An 18,348-nucleotide genomic window follows, 5' to 3' on the forward strand; every position below is an offset into this window, starting at 1 on the left:
CAGAAACACATGACAGGTACCCCGATTGCGAATCGACACGCAGAAAACGATGAACGTCTCGCCGCCAATCGGAAAAACGGCAGTGAGAGTAACGCGTTCTGCTCGCCGATGCACTAGGCAACGCAGGTCATGCATCCAGGCCGCGTCGACGAGCTAAGCGGCTGTTAAGCGCAGCTCGCGGCGTTTCGCATCAAATCGGGAAAATTCGATGCGGTTGACGACGGCAAAGTCGTGCGACTCGCCGGACGATATTCAGCCGCGGCAGCGGGTTTGACGCGAGTTTTCGTCTGCGTATTGGAGTATTGGAGGAGGTCAGCGGCTCGCGAGCGCGTGGCTCTCGCGATTGTCGTCGGCAGGGGGCGCATCGTTCGCGGCTTGCGCGGTCGCAGCCGAGTGGCCGTCTTTCCACACCACCGAATCGTTGACGGCGTAGAGATGGCACTTGCCCGCGCCTTCCTTTTCGCAGTTCTGGACCGCGAGCGCCATCGGGTTGTCGCCGCCTTCGGCCCACGACCACGCGCCCGAATCGGACACGGCGAACGCGCGCGTCGGATACTGCTTGAGGAAGTTCAGATAGCCCGCGCGGCCTGCGGCATCGAGGAACGGCACGGCATTCACGGCATCGAGCGCGGCGTAGCCGGACGCCTTCGGCATCGACGGTTCGTCGACGCGGTACTGGATGCTCGTCGGCATGCCGATGTGCGCGAGAAACGCCTCGACGGGCGGCCACCAGACGCCCACGCCATCGTGATCGACGACGAGCCGGTGCGCGTCGTTCTTGTAGTCGCCGAAGTCGACCAACTGCGCCTTCGCGCCGTGCGCGACGTAGGCCGCATACATTTTCGCGGAGAGCGCCGGCGTCCAGACCGAATCGTTGTCGCCGTAGAGCCACAACGACGGCACCCGCGTGTTTTCGCCGTAGGTTTCGAAGGCTTGCGTGAGGTTGTTTTGCCAGCCGCTGCACGCATCCTGGCGCAAGCCGCCCGAGAAATTGACGAGGCCGCGCACACCGGGCGCGGCGTTGGCGCCGTATGCGATCGTCGTGAGGCCGCCATGCGAGGAACCCGCCACGACGATGTGCTGCGCATCGACATACGATTGCTTCGACATGAAGGCGATCGTCGCGGCGACATCGTCGGCTTGCGCGACGCCGTTGCGTTCGACGTCGCAGCCGGCTTGCTGATACGTGCCGCCCGAGTCCGCGAAGCCCTCACGATTCGGCGCCACGACGATATAGCCGCGCCGCACGAATTCGCGAGCGAACGCGATCGGCCGGCTGCGCGTCTGTTCGCGCGGATCGCCCTGGATCTTGCCGTGGTTGAACACGACCATCGGAAAGGGGCCGGGACCGTCCGGCTTGAAAATCGTCGTTTCGAGCGTGACGGAGCCGGATGCATCGACGGGGATCCGGATGATCTGCTCGTTCAGATCGGCGCCGACGTTCGGCTGATAAGCGTCGTGGTATTCGAGGTTCGGAACGTGGGCTTTGGAAAGCGGCCCGGCAGCAGCGATGTTCGCGATTGCGAGCGGCTCGGCACGGCCCGTCTGGGGATGGGCGACTGACAGCGCGCACGCTGCCAGACATCCGATCAAAATCTTCTTCAAACTCATTCGCTACACCTGCCTGCTATGAAGTGAATCCTGAATAGCGCGCTGCTTCCCACGCGCCGGAGTAAAAAAGACATCCGGGCGAAGCCAATCGAACGACTTTAGAAAGCGCACTGCAAGGGAGGCGATGCTGGCGCGCATCACATTTCGCGGCAAACGTGATGCGGCAAAACGTGGGCTCATCCTAGCGCGACAATTTTTCGTTGTGCAATGCAGGAGAACCCCCATCTTTCGGACGGGGTGAACAATACGAGGCGGTCTACGTAAGGAGAAACCTGGGCGGCGCTTGTTCGAGTCAGTTTTCTAGCCGCCCGGCGATTGTTGGGCACCACCAACAATGCTGTGGAAAGTGGTGTTCAGCGCTCGCTTACATCGCCATCGACGTAGCGCCAGCGCGCATCGGCGCCGCGCATGAAACGGCTGATTTCATGCAAACGCTGCGCACGTCCGCCGACTTTGTATCGTGCGACGAATTCGACGATGGCGTGGGTATCGTCGAGTGTTTCGAAGCGTTTGACTTGCAGGCCGAGCCAGCGCGGGGCGTCGGCGGCGGTTGTATCGATGTCGAGATCCGGGGGACAGGTCGCAGGGTCCCAGGTGCCGCGCAGGTAATCGGTCGCGCCGAGCACGTACGCGCTGTAGCGCGAGCGCATCAGTTCGAGGGCGGTGGGCGCGGATTCGCCGCCATCGATGAAACGTCCGCAGCAGTCTGCAAAGCGCGGCGCTTTGGCGGCGGACGCCTTGTCCGGCGCCGTGCCGCCGCAAGGGCATTCAAGCGGACGGGCGGCGGGCGTCGTCGATACGCGGTTCGTCATGCGTGAGGGTGGTTTTCAGTTGAGACCGCGTGCGATCAGGATCTTTTGGATGTCGCTCGTACCCTCATAGATCTGGCACACGCGTACGTCACGGTAAATCCGCTCGACGGGGAAGTCGCTCAGGTAGCCGTAGCCGCCGTGCACTTGCAGCGCCGCAGAGCAGATGCGCTCGGCGGCTTCGGAGGCGAACAGTTTTGCCATCGCCGCCTCGGTGAGGCAGGGCTTGCCGGCGTCTTTGAGCGCCGCCGCGTGCCAGATGAGCTGACGGGCGGCTTCGAGTTGCGTCGCCATCTCGGCGAAGCGGAACTGCATGGCCTGATGCGCGAAGAGCGGCTGGCCGAAGCTCTCGCGTTCCTTCGCATACGCGAGCGCCGCCTCGAACGCCGCGCGCGCCATGCCGACGCTCTGCGCCGCGATGCCGATGCGTCCGCCTTCGAGACCCGACAGCGCGATCTTGTAGCCTTCGCCTTCCGCGCCGATCAGGTTCGCGGCCGGCACGCGGCACTCCTCGAACACGATCTGGGCGGTGTCGGACGAATGCTGGCCGAGCTTGTCTTCGACGCGCGCGACGAGGTAGCCGGGGGTAGTCGTCGGCACGATGAACGCGCTGATGCCGCGCTTGCCCGCGGCTTTGTCGGTGACGGCCATCACGATCGCGACGTCGCCGTTCTTGCCGCTCGTGATGAACTGCTTGACGCCGTTGAGCACGTACGTGTCGCCGTCGCGCGTTGCGGTGGTGCGCAGCGCCGAAGCGTCGGACCCCGCTTGCGGCTCGGTCAGGCAGAACGCGCCGAGCATCTCGCCGCGCGCGAGCGGCGTGAGCCAGTCGCGTTTCTGCGCGTCGTTGCCATAGGTGAGCAGGATGCTGCACACGGGGCAGTTGTTGACCGAGATTGCCGTCGACGTGCCGCCGTCGCCCGCTGCGATCTCTTCGAGGATCACGGCGAGCGCGAGCGCATCGAGCCCCGCTCCGCCATAGGCCTCGGGCACGAGCACGCCATAGGCGCCGAGTTCGGCGAGCTGCCGGTGCACGTCCTTCGGGAACGTGCGGTCGCGGTCCCACTGCGCGGCGTGCGGCGTCACCGCCTCGCGCACGAATGTGCGCACCGCGTCGCGAATCATCTGGTGGTCCTGATCGAGCACCATGTCTTCCTGTCTCCTAGAGTCGCGCTACCACTCGATGGCGATGCCGTCGTATTGAAAGAAGCGGCCATTGAACGACGCATGCGCGGCAGCCGCTTGCGCGAGCACGTCGCGCATGCCCGTCACGCTGCGCTCGGGATCGATGGCCGCCTGTGCGCCGCCCATGTCCGTGCGCACCCAGCCGGGATGCAGCGCGATGCAGGTTGCGCGGCGCGTCTGCAGCGACGCGATCTTCAGCGCATCGTTGAGCGCCGCCTTGCTCGCGCGATAGAGCCAGCCCGTCGTGCCCGTCGCTTCGCTGATGCTGCCCATCTTGCTCGACAGCACTGCGAGCACGCCTTGCGCCTCTTCGACTAGCGGCAGCAGGGTCGGCATCAGCTGCATCGGGCCGCGGACGTTGGTTGCCATCACGTAGTCGAAATCCTCGGCCGTGATGGTCTCGACGCCTTCGGTGCGCGGACCGTACACGCCGGAGACAATGACCGCGGCGTTGAGCCGTTCGCCATCGAGCTTCCAGCCGAGCGCGGCGATTTCCTCCGGCTCCGTGATGTCGAGCGAAAACGTCTCGCAGCCGAGTTCGGCGAGTGAATCGAGCGCGTCGTCATCGCGCGCCGTCGCGAGCACGCGCCAACCCGCACGCTTGTATTGACGCGCGAACTCGCGTCCGATGCCGCGCGACGCGCCTACGATCAATGCGGTCTTCATTCGCTTTCCTCCGTCGGGCTATGACCCATCGCGCAATGGTACGACGATGGGTCCCGCGAGCGCCGTCAGACGAGCTCGATGCCCATCGCCGTCGCTTCGCCGCCGCCGATGCACAGGCTCGCGACGCCGCGCTTGGCCGCACGCGCTCGCAGCGCGCCGATCAGCGTGACGAGAATGCGCGCGCCCGAGGCGCCGATCGGATGGCCGAGCGCGCACGCGCCGCCGTTCACGTTGACCTTCTCGTGCGGCAGGTTGTGCTCCTTCATCGCGGCCATCGTGACGACGGCGAACGCTTCGTTGATCTCGTACAGATCGACATCGCCCGCGCGCCAGCCGTTCTTGTCGAACAGCTTCTTGATCGCGCCGACCGGGGCCGTCGTGAACTTCGCGGGCTCCTGCGCGAACGTCGAGTGGCCGACGACACGGGCAAGCGGCGTGACGCCGAGGCGTGCGGCCGTCGATTCGCGCATTATCACGAGCGCGGCGGCGCCGTCGGAAATCGACGACGAATTCGCGGCCGTGACGGTGCCGGTCTTGCTGAAGGCGGGCTTGAGCGTCGGGATCTTGTCGAGGTTCGCCTTGAACGGCTGCTCGTCGCGCTCGATCGTCACGTCGCCCTTGCGGCTTTCGACTTTCACCGGCGCGATCTCCCACGCGAACGAGCCGTCTTCGTTCGCGCGTTTCGCGCGCGTCAGCGATTCAATCGCGAACGCATCTTGCGCCGCGCGCGTGAAGTCGAACGACGCCGCGCATTCCTCGGCGAACGTGCCCATCAGACGGCCCTTCTCATACGCGTCTTCGAGACCGTCGTAGAACATGTGGTCGATCACCTGGCCGTGGCCCATGCGCATGCCGCCGCGCGCTTTCGGCAGCAGGTACGGCGCGTTCGTCATGCTTTCCATGCCGCCCGCAATCATCACGTCGACGCTGCCGGCCGCCAGCATGTCGTGCGCGAACATCGCCGCGCGCATGCCGGAGCCGCACATCTTGTTGACTGTCGTGCAGCCGGTGGCAAGCGGCAGACCGGCGCCGAGCGCGGCTTGCCGCGCGGGCGCTTGGCCTAAGCCCGCGGGCAGCACGCAGCCCATTAGCACTTCTTCGATTTGCTCGGGCTTGAGGCCCGAGCGTTCGAGCGCGGCCGCGATGGCGGCCGCGCCCAGTTGCGGCGAGGTCAGCGCGGCGAAGTCGCCTTGAAACGCAGCCATCGGCGTGCGCGCCGCTGCTGCGATGACGATGGGATCTTTCGTTGTCTCACTCATGTTTCAGCTCCTTGATAACACCGTGCACGATCGCCGGGACGTCGCCGAGTTGGGCGGCGTCGGCGGCGACCACGTCGTTTTGCGCCGAGCGGGCGCCGCTTGCCGACAACGCGTCGACGCAGCGCTTATAGGTCGATTCGAGCATGCCCGGCTCGGAAATCGTCATGCCGAGATCGCGCACGCGGCCGTCATGCAGCCCGTACACCCAGCCGTGAACGGTGAGTGGCTGGCTGCGCGCCCACGCGTCGTTGATGATCGTCGTGCGGCACACGTTCATGACCTGCTCGATCGCATTCAGTTCGACGAGCCGCCGATGGCGCGCGTCGCCGATCGGCCATTCGTCGAGCAGCCCGGCGTGCTTCGCGCGCACATCCTGGATGTGATGCAGCCAGTTGTCCGCGAGGCCGACGCGCCGGTCGAACAGCGCCGCGCCGACGCCCGAGCAGCCATAGTGGCCGACCACCATGATGTGCTTTACCTTCAGCAGATCGACGGCGAACTGAAGCACCGACAGGCAGTTCAAGTCGCTATGCACGACGACGTTCGCGATGTTGCGGTGAACGAAGACTTCACCCGGCGGCAGGCCGATGATCTCGTTGGCGGGCACGCGCGAATCGGAGCAGCCGATCCACAGGTATTCGGGCGTTTGCTGGTCGACGAGGCGCGAGAAATACTGCGGGTCCTCGGCGAGCTTGCGTTCCACCCAGGTCTCGTTGTTCGCGAACAAGTGGTCGAGCGAATGCGGACTATTTTTGGTGCTCATGATGCGTAGCTAGGTTAAACCGATAACGGGTTGTTCGGATGCGCTGAGCGCGGCTGGTTTCGCGCCTTTCACGCGGCGCGCGCGCTGCCTCCGTGATTGCCGGGGGCATCGTCCGAGTCCGTAAAGCGCCCGGGGTAGCGGACGCAGAACCGGATGTTCTGGTCATAGGGAAAGAAGTCGGGCAGTTCGCCCTTGAGCAAATGATCCTTATGCCGCTGCCATAACGCCGGATTGAAGAAGTCTGCGTGATGGCGCATGAAGTGCTTGCGCACCGACGGGTCGCCGAGCAGGAAGGTGCCGTACGTCTCCGGAAAGATGTCGTGCGGCCCGACGGTGTACCAGGGTTCGGCGGCCATCTCGTCCTCCTCGTTGCGCGGCGCCGGCACGTGCCGCACGTTGCAGTCGGTCAGGTACTCGATTTCGTCGTAGTCGTAGAACACGACGCGCCCTTGGCGCGTCACGCCGAAGTTCTTGTACAGCATGTCGCCGGGGAAGATGTTCGCTTGCATCAGCTCCTTCACCGCGTCGCCATATTCCTTGATCGCGTGCTCGACGTCCGCTTCGCTGCCGTTTTGCAAGAACACATTGAGCGGCACCATGCGGCGCTCGATGTATACGTGGCGGATCACGAGATTGTCGCCCTCGTATTCGATCATCGACGGCGCTTCTTTCTCGAGCTCGCGAATCAGCGCTTCATCGAGGCGCGAGACCGGCAGCGCGACGCTCGAATATTCGAGCGTATCGGCCATGCGGCCCAAGCGGTCGTGCCGTTTGACGAGCAGGTACTTCTCCTGGATCTTCTCGCGCGTGGTGTCTTTCGGCGGCGGGAACGAGTCTTTGATCAGCTTGAAGACATACGGAAACGACGGCAGCGTGAACACGATCATCACGAGTCCCTTGATGCCGGGCGCGATGATGAACGGGTCGCTCGAATGCGACAGGTGATGGAGCAAGTCGCGATAGAACAGATTCTTGCCCTGCTTTTGCAGCCCCAGCGACGTATAGATTTCCCCCTTCGGCTTGCCCGGCATGATCGTGCCGAGAAATTCGACGTAGGCCGAAGGCACTTCCATGTCGACCAGAAAGTACGAGTGCGAGAAGCTGAAGATGATCAGCAGCTGTTCGCGCTTGAGCAGCACCGTATCGAGCGCAAGCAGGCCGGGCTTCACGTGACGCACCGGTATCGCGAACGGCAGCACGAGCTCGCCGTTGATGATGCGGCCGATGATGTACGCCGCCTTGTTGCGGAAGAACAGCGACGAGAGCACGTGCACTTGGAAGTTGGCCGCTTCGGTGAACGTGCCGTACGTTTCGTGAATCGACTGCATCGCGCACTCGACGTCGCGCGTCAGATTCTCGAACGGCGGTTCGAGCTGAAAGTTGGTGACGATGCGCTCGAGCGTGGCGGCCAGGCCATCCTTGCCGGGGTAGTACGCGCGGAACGTCGGCTTCGCGGCGGGCTCGTCGTTTTCGAGGTATTCGGTCGAAATGACCGGCCGCACGAAGATGAAATCGTTGTTGAAATACGAGCGATGCAGAATCTTGCAGCAGACCGAGTTGAAGAACGTCTCCGCGCATTCCGGCTGATGGTGATGCGTCAGAAGCCCGATGTAGTGCAGCTTGATCTGCTGCCAGACTTCGTCGCCGATGTTCTCCGCGTCGAACTCGTCTTCGAGGCGGATGACACATTCCTTCACGCGATCGTCGTACGACGCGATGCGGTCGCGCGCGAGCTTTTGCAAGCCATGCCAATCGCCCGCTTCGAACAGCGTCTTCGCACGGATCGCCGCGTCACGGAAATTCCGGTAGTGACGGTCGAATCCTTCGAGCAGCGTCTCCGCGACATCGAAGCCGATTTGCGACGAGAGCAGTTTCGGAAAGTGATTCATGTCAGTGTGCGCCGGGCCGCCCCAAGCGCACTGACGGCCCCCTTGGGGGGCAGTGAATGCAGAGCGCGTGGGGGCTGTTTCATTTCTGCCGTTGCATCCGTTCAGACTCGTGAAAACGCTTGCAATTGTATCGTCGGCATAGCGCTGTCAAGCGCCTTCGCGCCTGATAGGCGGGCTTTGCCGTGCGATGCGTTAGCGTGCGTTTGGCGACGTTCGGACCATCTCCTTGCAATGCTGCGGTTATGCGTTCGATCTTGCTGCGAAATATTTTTTCGCCTGGTTTTGCTGAGTACGTGGTTAGCGCAACCGGCGCTCGATCAAGCCTTGACGCGCTTGCTTCCCGTCCGCGCAGGTTGCGCCACCCCGTTCTCCTCCAGCATCGCGCGGCACTGCGCTTCGTATTGCGCGAGATCTTCGAGCGTCGCGTTCAGGTCCTCGAGCTGGCGCTCGAGCACGTCGCGATGCTCGGCGATCGTCGCGAGGAAGGCATGAAGCTGGGGGACGGTATCGGTCGGCGATTCGTACAGGTCCAGCAAATCGCGGATCTCCGAGAGCGTGAAGCCGAGCCGCTTACCGCGCAGCGTGAGCTTCAGGCGTGTGCGGTCGCGGCTCGAATACACGCGCCGCAGACCGCTCGAACCCTCGCGGCTTGGCGAGAGCAGGCCCTGGTCTTCGTAAAAGCGGATCGCACGGGGCGTCACGTCGAATTCGCGGGCGAGTTCCGTGATCGTGAATTGCTGCTGGTTCATGGCTTTTGCGACGTTCGCTTGCGCGCCACGGGCGGCCGGCTCGGCAAGAGCGGCGAAGACGGCGGCGCGCGGACGCGGATTGGAGATAGAATCGACGTTTACGTTATCGTCAACTTAAATAAAGCGCAACTGGCTGCCGCGCAGGCTTTCAGTCAGCGCGATGCCAGCGAGATCCCTCCGATGAATGCGCTCGAACACCAACTCGACTATCCGTTTGCCGACACGCTGCCCGAGCCTGGCCACAAGCTGGAGGTGGCGCCGGGCGTCTTCTGGCTGCGGATGCCGCTGCCGTTCGCGCTGGACCATATCAACCTCTGGTTGCTGCGCGATGAAATCGACGGACATCAGGGCTGGACGGTCATCGATTGCGGAATCTCGGACGAGACGATCAGAAGGCACTGGGAGCACGTGTTCGAAACGGGGCTCGATGGCTTGCCGGTGCTGCGAGTGATCGTCACGCATTGCCATCCCGATCACTTGGGGCTCGCGAACTGGATTTGCGAGGGCGGTGAACGCGGGCGCTGGAGCGTGCGGCTGTGGATGACGCTTGGCGAATACATGCTCGGGCGCGTGATGGCGGCGGGCGATGGGTCGAATGCGGGCGGCGAGGGGGCGGCTCGGCATTTTGCTCGACATGGTCTTGCGGACCAGGAGGCGATCGAGAAGCTGCGCAATCGGCGCGACTATTACTCGAAGCTCGTGCCGTCGATGCCCGCGCGGTACCGGCGCATGCGCGAAGGCGACGTGGTGACGATCGGCGGCAAGGCATGGCGCGTCGTGACCGGGTTCGGCCATTCGCCTGAGCATTGCGCTTTGCATTGTGAGGCGGACGGTGTGCTGATTTCCGGTGATATGGTGCTGCCGCGAATCTCGACGAATGTGTCCGTGTTCGATATCGAGCCGGAAGGCAATCCGCTTGCGCTGTATTTGGAGTCGCTTGGGCGGTATGAGGCGATGGCTTCAGAGACGCTCGTGCTGCCGTCGCATGGGAAGCCGTTTCGCGGGCTGCATACGCGGATTACGCAACTGCGTGAGCATCATGATGCGCGGCTTGCGGAGGTGCGCGCGGCTTGCGCGGAAAAGCCTCGTAGCGCCGCCGATATCGTGCCGATGATGTTCAAGCGGCAACTCGACGTTCATCAGATGACGTTTGCAATGGGCGAGGCGCTTGCCCATTTGCATTTGCTTTGGCTCAAGGGGGAGTTTGAGCGCGAGTTGGGCGCGGATGGGGTGGTGAGGTTTGGGAAGAGGTCTTAACTGGTATTAGAGCTCGCACGGGGCCTGTTCTCACGCGTCTGTTGCTGGCCACGATAAATGCACGGGCGAAACGACGCGCCCGTGCATATTCAATTTGCGATGCATCTAAAGCTAGTCCGGTTTAGCCAAAACTACAAATCGTCAGCTGCGACCGATGTAGGACTGCCGGACTAAAAATCAGTTATTGACGCAGTTCCGGAGCGTTGGCCAACGCTTCCTGCAATTTCGATATCGCCTCGGCAGTCGCGCGCTGTCCCGCCACGCTGAAATTGTGTTTGATATCACTCCACTCAGCGTGCCCGGCGCCAGTCACAGTCGGGGCGACAACAGTCTGCCCGCTGGGGTCGGCAACAGTACACGACAACGTGATGGAAAAATCGGTCGGCGGCCATGTCATGAGACTCTTTGATGATGACGTCGTCTTAATAGTGGGCGTGACGATATAGTCCAGCTTCTCTTTCTGAATCGTGGCCGCATCGGGCGTACTCTTCAGCTTAGTGACGTCCTTGAAGACGCGACTCAAGGCCACGTACATTGGCACCTCCAGGTCGCGGTAGGGCCGGTAGCTGACTTTATCGCCTCCTCCGCCCGGCGTCGTGAACTCGGTAGACGACTGCTCCTCGGTGATGACTAGGGCAACGTGTTTATCGAGCGGTGCAGTTTCAAGAGCCGGCAACTTTGAGACATCGTTAGTCAACGTGATCTGGTGGGCGCAGCCAGAAAGAGCGGCAAGAATGCTTATCGTCGCAATCATGCGAAGGAAGTTCATGGTGCAATTACCTGTGAAGATGATTTCGAAGGGGTGTTATTGAATTGCGGCTATGAATGCAGGGTCGGCATATAGCTCGCCAAGCAGCTTTTGGAAAACGGTGGGATATGCCGAGACTGCATTGGGTATAGCGATCATTGCCGCGAAAGCCGAGTCCCATTCGACTCGAGCAGTCTTGACCTGATCGTAATGCGTGGTACCTGACCGGGTCACAACAAAGCGCGCCGATACCGTCGCGTTCCCTTTTGCGATACCGACACTCACGTCGTTTTCGAGCAGTGTGCCTTTTACTTCCACGTCGGACTGAGGCGAGAGCTTGCCGGCCATGGTCAATTCTTGAGTCAACGCACTCGCGAGATAGTCACCGAAAGAGTGGCCCACAGGTGAGCGCATCGAATCGACCCGCAAAGGAATAGGGTAACGATTCTTAGAGCCAGAGACCGATTCGAAAGAGCCAGCTTTTGTCGGCGAAACCGCAGCCGTTTTGAGTGTCTGCACGTTGTCCAGGGACGGAGGATAGGGTGGTGCGACTAATGAGCAGGCGCTCATGGATAGGGCCAAACCGGCTAGGCCCAGCCCACGGGTAAAGATGGTCATGGTGAAAGCTAACTTCGTTGCTGGCGCAATCGCGTTTGCGCGCTTTTAATATCGCACCGTGTCCCTCTGCACAGCGTGCAGGCGGGACAGGGTGCGCATGTTTGGACCTCAGGTGAGCTAGGCGCTACAGCGCATATGCGAAGAGGCTACTCACGCTGCAGTCGTTAACGTTCTGCGTGATATCGCAGTTACGAAATTGATATGTCACCACGGCATTACCGGTGCTATTGATCGCGGCATCGAGACGGATGGGGTCGTCACTAATGCCCGCGGTGCGAGCGATCTGTGTCACGGGGCTCCATCCGTGTTGAAAGTCGAACCGACCATAAGCGACGCTGCGCTGAAAAATCGTTCTGCGGCCGTTAGGATCGAGGCCATCCATCGTGTAGGCGAGAACTGCTTGACCTTTATCATTCATCTTGATGGCCAGTCGAGACAAAGTGCTATTGCCAAAATCGATGGAGGACGAAATATTCGCAGGCGTGGTCCAATTGCCGTAAGCAACGGACTGACTCCACATGTAACGCGGAGTCCGGAAGTCATCGGTTTTTTCCCGCCACACTACAAGCGAATTGCCATTTTCATCGGTCATCAGTTGCGCCCACTCAACGGATGCGTCGCGCGCGCTCAGCGCATCGTTTTTCACATTGTTGGATTGAGCAAACCGAGCGATGCGGGTCGCGTTCAGGACACATTTCGTACTGTCCGCGGAGGGCAAACCGCCTGACAACACGACCGCATATCGATCATCGACCGAAGTAGCCTTTAAAAGACCCTTGGCGCAACCTACGTCGCTGTTCCATTTTTGCTTCGGGAGCGAATACAGCATGGTGGCGCTCATGGTGACGGCCGGTCGCTCGATGAATGTGCCGAGTGCGCCGAGAATTACGTTCGATCCCGTGTCGGGTGTGTTACTAACCACATCGTTTTGCCATAAGAGGTAGCCGTGACTCGGCATTTCCCCGCGTCGCGGCGCAACGGCAAACACGGTTGACAGCGGTCCCCATTGGCCCCAGGTAAGTGGAGCTCCGGATGGCAACAGAGGAATGACGCGTTGCAAAGACTTCCGTGTGCCATCCGGGTAAATCCGAGACGCCTCTTCGTACATCGTGTTGCTCGGATCAATGGACAGCGTTGCAGTGCCGTCTTCGAGCACCGTCAAATCGGAGTTGGCCGGGTCGTTTGCGGTTTGGCCGTTGGCAATGGGTACCGGTGCAGACCATCCCTTTTGCGCGCTGTAGAAATAGAGCCTCAATGTCGCTCGGCTCTCGGAGGGGCGACGGTATTGTTCCAATGCGACGCGTTGCCCCGCACCATTGGTTCGAATATCAAAGTCCGACTGCCAGCCTTCACCGACGATCTGAGGGGCGTTCCACCGCTGTCCGGTTTCGTCGGACTCTACCGACATGAGCCGCGTGTCGTGCTTGCTCAGCCACATCGCGACTGCCTTACCGGAATCGTCGAGCGTGACTTTGTGATCGACGGATATTCCTTGTCGATTGATGTTGTCTGCAATCTTCACGGTGCCGTCAGCTTGGAAAAGCTGCGAATTCGTGCTGTTGCTTCCGCTTGACGACGAACTCGATTGGCCGTTGTCGACAATATTTGTCGACCCTGCATCGCCCCCGCCCCCGCCGCATCCTTGCAACGCTGCCACACAGCAAGCGCTCAACAAGCTCAATCGGAAACGAACCATTTTTTTCATTACATGACCGTCCTGTTTTTTTTGTAGAAATCTTTTGGGCATCGCACGCTCGTTCTTCGCGATTCCCTCCCTGCGTTTTGATGTTCACGCCATAACAAGCGATGCGTGAAATGCTTTGTAATATTTATGTAAGGACGCAAGCTTAAGTGAGGATGTGGCAACAATAAATCGGACTACTCTTAAAACGTACGCGTCCGTCATCGTTTCGGAACCGCTCCCACCTCGTTTCCCCTGACTCAAGTCGTCGCTACTTGCTCCCGTCAAATAAATCAGACGCCCGCACATCGGCGCACGCATTCATCTGAAGTATTCCCGGGAGTCACATGAACATCCGCCGCAAGCTGCAAGTTTTCTCGTTGGTCACCATCGTCTCGATGGCAGGCGGTATGTTCGTCACGGCGACGGGGCTGAGCATTGCGATGAAAGCGGAAGACGCGTCTCACGCGAGAGAAAAAGAAGTCCAGGGCATCACAGAAATCAAAGCGAGCGCGTTGTCGACGATCCAGCTCGACCCAACCTCCGACGACACCAAGAAAATCTTTGCCGACGCCGAGCGCAACATCAACACGTGGTCGGCGACCTTGGGCTCGATGTTCACGGAGTCCGAGCATGCCGATAAACTCCGCTCGCTGATCGCCAAGTGGAACGCCTACGATCAGAAGTCGCACCAACTGTTCGATCTCGCGACGCACGACGCCAAGACCGCAAACGATCAGACCACCGCGCTCTATCACTCCGATTTCCAGCCCTTCCAGACCGACCTTGAACAGATGGCAGCCGAATTCAATCAGCTTGCCGCCGAAGAAAACGATCACGCGCACTCGATCGTCGATCGGCTCTTCGTGACCGTGATCGCCGTCATGCTGCTCGGCATGGCGATCGTCTGCACGATGATCTACTTCCTCGCGCGCTCGCTGAATCGCGGCATCTCGGGCCTGCAAAACACGATTCAGCAAGTGAGCGGCACGCGCGACTTCACGTTGCACGCGCCGGTGCTCGGCGCCGACGAAATCGGGCAGACCGCGCAAGCGTTCAACAGTCTCGTCGAAGGCATGGCCACCGCGCTGCGTGAAGTGCTGAACGCGTCGGAATCGGTCGGCTCGGCGACGCGGCGGATCGCGGCCGGCAACGCCGATCTGTCGTCGCGCACGGAAGCACAGGCCGCTTCGCTCGAACAGAGCGCGGCGAGCATGGAGCAGTTGACCGCCACCGTCGCGCAGAACGCGGAGAACGCGAAGGCCGCGAAGGCCGCGAGTTCGCTTGCGGGCAGCGCATCCGCGGTCGCGGAGAACGCGCATCAGGTCGTCGAATCGATGGTGGAGACGATGGGCCGCATCAGCGAGAACTCGTCGCGCATCGTCGAAATCACGACGCTCATCGAAGGCATCGCGTTTCAAACCAACATCCTCGCGCTGAATGCCGCCGTCGAAGCGGCGCGCGCGGGCGATCAGGGCCGCGGCTTCGCGGTCGTCGCAGGCGAGGTGCGCAGTCTCGCCCAGCGTTCGTCGAGCGCGGCGAAGGAGATCAAGGAGCTGATCGACCTGTCGGTGAGCACGATCGCGACCGGCGAAGGGCAGGCCGCGCAAGTGCGCGAAACCATGGCAGAGATCCACAGCGAGACGACCAAGGTGTCGGACGTCATCGGTGAAATCTCGGCGGCGTCTCACGAGCAAAGCCGCGGCATCACGCAGGTCAATCAGGCGGTGAGCCACATGGACGAGGTCACGCAGCAGAACGCGGCGCTCGTCGAGGAGCTGTCGGCGGCGGCGCAATCGAGGGCCACGCAGATGAACGCGCTGCGCGAGGCGGTGACGGTGTTCAAAGTCGATGGGAGCGTCACGGCGGATTTCGGCGGCGCGCGTGCGTTCGGCGCTAAAGCGGTTCCCAAAGCGGTTCGTTATGCAGCTGAACCGGAGTTGACGTGACCGTGCAGACGGCGTGTTGGCTCCCGTCGATCGCGGTTGAGTCCTGCCTCAAACGAAGATCGAAATAATCCCGCCCACAGTCAGCGCGGCGGCCAGCCATTTCCCCGCGCTGTAGTACTCGTCGGTGTCTTGTTTCTGCTCCTGCGGATGTTCGAGGCCGAGCGTGCCGTAGACAAACGATTTGACCGGCGAGGCCGCTGGGTCCGCCGAGCCGGCGCTGGCGGGTTTGTCGGTGCCGTTCGAGTCGGTATTGGCGCTGGCGGGTTTGTCGCTGCCGTTCGAGTCGGTATTCGCGTTGCCGAGTGTGTCGCCGTCGCCCGAATCGGCATTGGCGTTGCCGGCTTGCACGCCAGCCGTCTTCCCATTCCCAGCGGTTCGATCGAGGGCAGGATAGTATGCGTTGCTCGCACCGTTGATCTGCATGGCGGCTTCTCCGGTTCGTGTCCACGAGCCGTGATTCTCAATGCCGGCGCGGCCTGGCGCACTGCACCGTAAGGGTGCGCAAGGATTTCGCGCTAAAGGATGGCTGGGCCCGTCCGTAAGCAGTGGTAGGACACTCTGACCTGAGCACCATGAACGACGCCGCTTCACTGTCTTTGATCGCACTGACTTCCTATCTCGGCCGCCAGCCGATCCTGAATCGTCATGGCGCGCTGGTCGCTTACGAACTGCTGTTTCGTGCTCTCCCCGACACGGACGCCCGCTCGGTGGACCCCACGCGCGCGACCGCCGACGTCGTGATCGGCGCGCTCTGCGAGCAGGGCGTCGATCGCGCGCTGGGCGGACATGTCGGTTTCGTGAATGCCGGCCGCGACTGGCTCATGAGCGACATGCTGAACGTGCTGCCGCCCGAGCAGTTCGTGATCGAAATCCTCGAAACCGTGGAATACGACGAGCGCCTGGCCGAGCGAGTCAGCACGCTGAAAGAGGCCGGTTATCGTTTTGCAATCGACGACGTCAGCGAACAGACGCAACGGCGCGGCCGCACGTTCGTCGAGGCGGACTATGTGAAGGTCGACGTGCAGTTGTGGGAGCCGAACGCACTGGTCGGCTTCGTTTCCTCGATGCACGGCGCGGGCAAGCGGGTCGTCGCCGAGAAGGTCGAGACGCCGGCGCAATATTTCACGACCTACGAGGCAGGGTGCGACTATTTCCAGGGGTTCTACTTCGCGCACCCGCAAGTGCTCGCGACGCGCAAGATTCCGCCGCAGCGGCAAAGCCTCGTGAAGCTCATGATGCTGCTGAACATGGAGCCGTCCATCGCGGACGTCGAAGAGGAGGTCAAGCACAACCCGACGCTCACGATGCACCTGCTGCGCTTCGTGAACTCGGCGTCGTTCGGGCGGGCGGAGCGCGTCGCGTCGGTGCGCGAGGCGATCGCGATCGTCGGCACGTCGTGGCTCAACCGCTGGGCGCTGCTCACGCTCTACGCGGACGGTGGCACGACGTCGCGCGCGTCGAACGCGCTCGTGCAATTGGTCGGCACGCGGGCGCGTTTCATGGAGCTGGCGGCCAAGCGCATCCGCGAGGGCGACGACGCGTTCGCCGATGCCGCATTCATGACCGGCATGTTCTCGCTGCTGCATTTCGTGCTCGAGCGCAGCGCCGCCGATCTCGCCGACGAGCTGCGCATCGCCCAGCCGGTGGCGGAGGCGCTTCAGGGCGGCCCGGGCGAGCTGCAGGCGCTGCTCCGCTGCGCGGAAGCCATCGAAGCGCCCGAGGACGAGGCCGAGCTCGAATACGTATGCGGTGAGCTGGCGCCGCTCAATCCGGCGCTGGTGCGGCTGCTCTTTGCCGCTGCGGGAAATTGGATGGCGGAGTACGGCGCGTTCTAGGGCCTGTTGTTCGCGTGAAATTAGCGTGACCAGGCCCTAGCGTGAGCACGCGCCGGCTTGCCTCGCCCGCTCGAGCAGCAGCGCCTGCTCTTTCGTGTTGCGCGTCATCGCTGCCGCTCGCTCGAACTCCGTGCGGGCCTCGTCCATGCGTCCGAGTTTGAGCAGCAGATCGCCGCGCACGCTTGGCAGCCAGTGATAGTTCGCGAGCGACGGCTCGGCGGTGAGCGCGTCGACGATTTCGAGCCCCGCCGCGGGGCCGAACGCCATGCTGAGCGCGACGGCCCGGTTCAGCTCGACGACCGGCGACGGGTTGATCTGCGCGAGCGCATCGTAGAGCGCGACGATCTGCGCCCAATCGGTATCCTCGGCGCTGCGGGCACGCGCGTGACAGGCCGCGAGCGCAGCCTGCAGCGCGTAGGTTCCGAGTGCGCCGCCAAGCGCGCGCGAGCGCTCCAGCGCGGCGAGTCCGCGCCGGATCAAGAGCGGGTCCCAACGCGAGCGGTCCTGATCGGCGAGCAGCACCGGCTGGCCGTCCGCGTCCACGCGTGCATGGATGCGCGACGTCTGAATCTCCATCAGCGCGACGAGGCCGTGCACTTCGCTCTCGTCGTGCGCGAGCTCGGCGAGGATACGTCCGACGCGCAACGCTTCGTCGCACAGCGCCGGGCGCATCCAGTCGTCGCCGGCCGTGGCCGAATAGCCTTCGTTGAAGATCAGGTAGATCACTTCGAGCACCGACGCGAGGCGCGCCGCGCGCGCCTCCTTCTGCGGCACTTCGAACGGGACACCCGCCGCGCGCAGCGTGCGCTTCGCGCGCACGATCCGCTGCGCGATCGTCGGCTCGGGGACGAGGAAGGCACGGGCGATTTCGTCCGTCGTGAGGCCGCCAAGCAGGCGCAGCGTCAGCGCGACCCGCGCGTCGGTCGACAGCACCGGGTGGCAGGCCGTGAAGATCAGCCGCAGCAGATCGTCGCCGATGTCGTCCGCGCGCGCGGCGTCGAGCGAGTCGACGAAGTCGGGCACGATGTGCGTTTCGAGCGCATCGAGTTCGCGGCCGAGCTCCTCGTGCTTGCGTGCGTGCAGCGCGTCGAGCCTGAGCTTGTCGAGCGCGCGGTTCTTGGCCGTCGACATGAGCCAGGCGCCCGGGTTGTCCGGCACGCCGTCCACGGGCCAATGCTCGAGCGCGGCGACGAACGCGTCCTGCGCGAGTTCTTCGGCGAGGCCCACGTCCCGCACGACGCGCGCCACGTGGGCGATCACGCGCGACGATTCGATGCGCCAGACCGCTTCGATCGCTTGTTGCGTCGCCGCCAGCGTCATCGCGAGCCT

Annotated in this window: 16 protein-coding genes; 3 read left to right on the top strand and 13 right to left on the bottom strand. The window is 62.6% G+C overall.

All coding sequences use genetic code 11. The features are described 5' to 3' along the window. Window positions 1-312: 312 nt before the first annotated feature. The 8 genes from FAZ95_RS01725 to FAZ95_RS01760 all read right to left on the bottom strand — a co-directional run bounded on the left by FAZ95_RS01725 (window position 313) and on the right by FAZ95_RS01760 (window position 8,931). Window positions 313-1,611 carry a dienelactone hydrolase family protein gene (locus tag FAZ95_RS01725; protein WP_137330854.1) on the bottom strand — a complete coding sequence of 433 codons (1,299 nt, stop codon included), beginning with the start codon at window positions 1,609-1,611 and terminating at the stop codon, window positions 313-315. A 353-nt stretch (window positions 1,612-1,964) separates the two neighbouring features. Then, a complete protein-coding gene (locus FAZ95_RS01730) occupies window positions 1,965-2,423 on the bottom strand; it encodes a YchJ family protein (RefSeq protein WP_137330855.1) in 459 nt (152 codons plus the stop codon). A 15-nt stretch (window positions 2,424-2,438) separates the two neighbouring features. Next, window positions 2,439-3,569, bottom strand: a complete 1,131-nt coding sequence (locus FAZ95_RS01735; protein WP_137330856.1) for an acyl-CoA dehydrogenase family protein — start codon at window positions 3,567-3,569, stop codon at window positions 2,439-2,441. 24 nt (window positions 3,570-3,593) lie between these two features. After that, window positions 3,594-4,271 carry an SDR family oxidoreductase gene (locus FAZ95_RS01740; protein WP_137330857.1) on the bottom strand — a complete coding sequence of 226 codons (678 nt, stop codon included), beginning with the start codon at window positions 4,269-4,271 and terminating at the stop codon, window positions 3,594-3,596. 65 nt (window positions 4,272-4,336) lie between these two features. After that, window positions 4,337-5,530: an acetyl-CoA C-acetyltransferase gene (locus FAZ95_RS01745; RefSeq protein WP_137330858.1), complete on the bottom strand. Its 1,194-nt coding sequence runs from the start codon at window positions 5,528-5,530 to the stop codon at window positions 4,337-4,339. After that, the gene (gene can / locus FAZ95_RS01750) at window positions 5,523-6,293 is read right to left on the bottom strand and encodes a carbonate dehydratase (RefSeq protein WP_137330859.1); all 771 of its coding nucleotides are present in this window, start codon (window positions 6,291-6,293) and stop codon (window positions 5,523-5,525) included. The genes FAZ95_RS01745 and can overlap by 8 nt, the downstream gene beginning before the upstream one ends. Before the next feature lie 68 nt (window positions 6,294-6,361). After that, a complete protein-coding gene (gene aceK, locus FAZ95_RS01755; protein WP_137330860.1) occupies window positions 6,362-8,182 on the bottom strand; it encodes a bifunctional isocitrate dehydrogenase kinase/phosphatase in 1,821 nt (606 codons plus the stop codon). A gap of 317 nt (window positions 8,183-8,499) precedes the next feature. Next, window positions 8,500-8,931 (bottom strand): MerR family transcriptional regulator, encoded by a 432-nt coding sequence (locus FAZ95_RS01760; RefSeq protein WP_137330861.1) that lies wholly within the window; start codon window positions 8,929-8,931, stop codon window positions 8,500-8,502. A 180-nt stretch (window positions 8,932-9,111) separates the two neighbouring features. On the opposite strand from FAZ95_RS01760, the gene FAZ95_RS01765 reads away from it, so the two are divergent. Next, entirely contained in the window at window positions 9,112-10,188 is a 1,077-nt protein-coding gene (locus FAZ95_RS01765; RefSeq protein WP_137330862.1) for an MBL fold metallo-hydrolase, read from the top strand. Between the two features lie 181 nt (window positions 10,189-10,369). On the opposite strand, the gene FAZ95_RS01770 is transcribed toward FAZ95_RS01765, so the two are convergent. The 3 genes from FAZ95_RS01770 to FAZ95_RS01780 form a co-directional block, all read right to left on the bottom strand. After that, a complete protein-coding gene (locus tag FAZ95_RS01770; protein ID WP_137330863.1) occupies window positions 10,370-10,957 on the bottom strand; it encodes a hypothetical protein in 588 nt (195 codons plus the stop codon). A gap of 36 nt (window positions 10,958-10,993) precedes the next feature. Beyond that, a complete protein-coding gene (locus FAZ95_RS01775) occupies window positions 10,994-11,554 on the bottom strand; it encodes a hypothetical protein (protein ID WP_137330864.1) in 561 nt (186 codons plus the stop codon). A 124-nt stretch (window positions 11,555-11,678) separates the two neighbouring features. Beyond that, a complete protein-coding gene (locus tag FAZ95_RS01780) occupies window positions 11,679-13,301 on the bottom strand; it encodes a hypothetical protein (protein ID WP_137330865.1) in 1,623 nt (540 codons plus the stop codon). Between the two features lie 281 nt (window positions 13,302-13,582). On the opposite strand from FAZ95_RS01780, the gene FAZ95_RS01785 reads away from it, so the two are divergent. After that, window positions 13,583-15,184: a methyl-accepting chemotaxis protein gene (locus FAZ95_RS01785; protein ID WP_137330866.1), complete on the top strand. Its 1,602-nt coding sequence runs from the start codon at window positions 13,583-13,585 to the stop codon at window positions 15,182-15,184. Window positions 15,185-15,232: 48 nt separating this feature from the next. Here FAZ95_RS01785 and FAZ95_RS01790 read toward each other — a convergent pair whose 3' ends face one another. Continuing rightward, window positions 15,233-15,607, bottom strand: coding sequence for a hypothetical protein (locus FAZ95_RS01790; RefSeq protein WP_137330867.1), 375 nt, complete (start codon window positions 15,605-15,607; stop codon window positions 15,233-15,235). Window positions 15,608-15,756: 149 nt separating this feature from the next. Between FAZ95_RS01790 and FAZ95_RS01795 the strand changes: the two genes are divergently transcribed. Further along, window positions 15,757-17,019: an EAL and HDOD domain-containing protein gene (locus FAZ95_RS01795; protein WP_137330868.1), complete on the top strand. Its 1,263-nt coding sequence runs from the start codon at window positions 15,757-15,759 to the stop codon at window positions 17,017-17,019. 36 nt (window positions 17,020-17,055) lie between these two features. Here FAZ95_RS01795 and FAZ95_RS01800 read toward each other — a convergent pair whose 3' ends face one another. After that, on the bottom strand, window positions 17,056-18,339 hold the full coding sequence (locus tag FAZ95_RS01800; RefSeq protein WP_137330869.1) for an RNA polymerase sigma factor: 1,284 nt from the start codon (window positions 18,337-18,339) through the stop codon (window positions 17,056-17,058). Between the last annotated feature and the right edge of the window lie 9 nt (window positions 18,340-18,348).

This window comes from Trinickia violacea (genome assembly GCF_005280735.1).
GTDB lineage: Bacteria > Pseudomonadota > Gammaproteobacteria > Burkholderiales > Burkholderiaceae > Trinickia_A > Trinickia_A violacea.

Coding starts and splice junctions, on each gene's coding strand:
- FAZ95_RS01725 (WP_137330854.1), bottom strand. CDS start 1,611: ATGAGTTTGAAGAAGATTTTGATCGGATGTCTGGCAGCGTGCGCGCTG.
- FAZ95_RS01730 (WP_137330855.1), bottom strand. CDS start 2,423: ATGACGAACCGCGTATCGACGACGCCCGCCGCCCGTCCGCTTGAATGC.
- FAZ95_RS01735 (WP_137330856.1), bottom strand. CDS start 3,569: ATGGTGCTCGATCAGGACCACCAGATGATTCGCGACGCGGTGCGCACA.
- FAZ95_RS01740 (WP_137330857.1), bottom strand. CDS start 4,271: ATGAAGACCGCATTGATCGTAGGCGCGTCGCGCGGCATCGGACGCGAG.
- FAZ95_RS01745 (WP_137330858.1), bottom strand. CDS start 5,530: ATGAGTGAGACAACGAAAGATCCCATCGTCATCGCAGCAGCGGCGCGC.
- can (WP_137330859.1), bottom strand. CDS start 6,293: ATGAGCACCAAAAATAGTCCGCATTCGCTCGACCACTTGTTCGCGAAC.
- aceK (WP_137330860.1), bottom strand. CDS start 8,182: ATGAATCACTTTCCGAAACTGCTCTCGTCGCAAATCGGCTTCGATGTC.
- FAZ95_RS01760 (WP_137330861.1), bottom strand. CDS start 8,931: ATGAACCAGCAGCAATTCACGATCACGGAACTCGCCCGCGAATTCGAC.
- FAZ95_RS01765 (WP_137330862.1), top strand. CDS start 9,112: ATGAATGCGCTCGAACACCAACTCGACTATCCGTTTGCCGACACGCTG.
- FAZ95_RS01770 (WP_137330863.1), bottom strand. CDS start 10,957: ATGAACTTCCTTCGCATGATTGCGACGATAAGCATTCTTGCCGCTCTT.
- FAZ95_RS01775 (WP_137330864.1), bottom strand. CDS start 11,554: ATGACCATCTTTACCCGTGGGCTGGGCCTAGCCGGTTTGGCCCTATCC.
- FAZ95_RS01780 (WP_137330865.1), bottom strand. CDS start 13,301: ATGCCCAAAAGATTTCTACAAAAAAAACAGGACGGTCATGTAATGAAA.
- FAZ95_RS01785 (WP_137330866.1), top strand. CDS start 13,583: ATGAACATCCGCCGCAAGCTGCAAGTTTTCTCGTTGGTCACCATCGTC.
- FAZ95_RS01790 (WP_137330867.1), bottom strand. CDS start 15,607: ATGCAGATCAACGGTGCGAGCAACGCATACTATCCTGCCCTCGATCGA.
- FAZ95_RS01795 (WP_137330868.1), top strand. CDS start 15,757: ATGAACGACGCCGCTTCACTGTCTTTGATCGCACTGACTTCCTATCTC.
- FAZ95_RS01800 (WP_137330869.1), bottom strand. CDS start 18,339: ATGACGCTGGCGGCGACGCAACAAGCGATCGAAGCGGTCTGGCGCATC.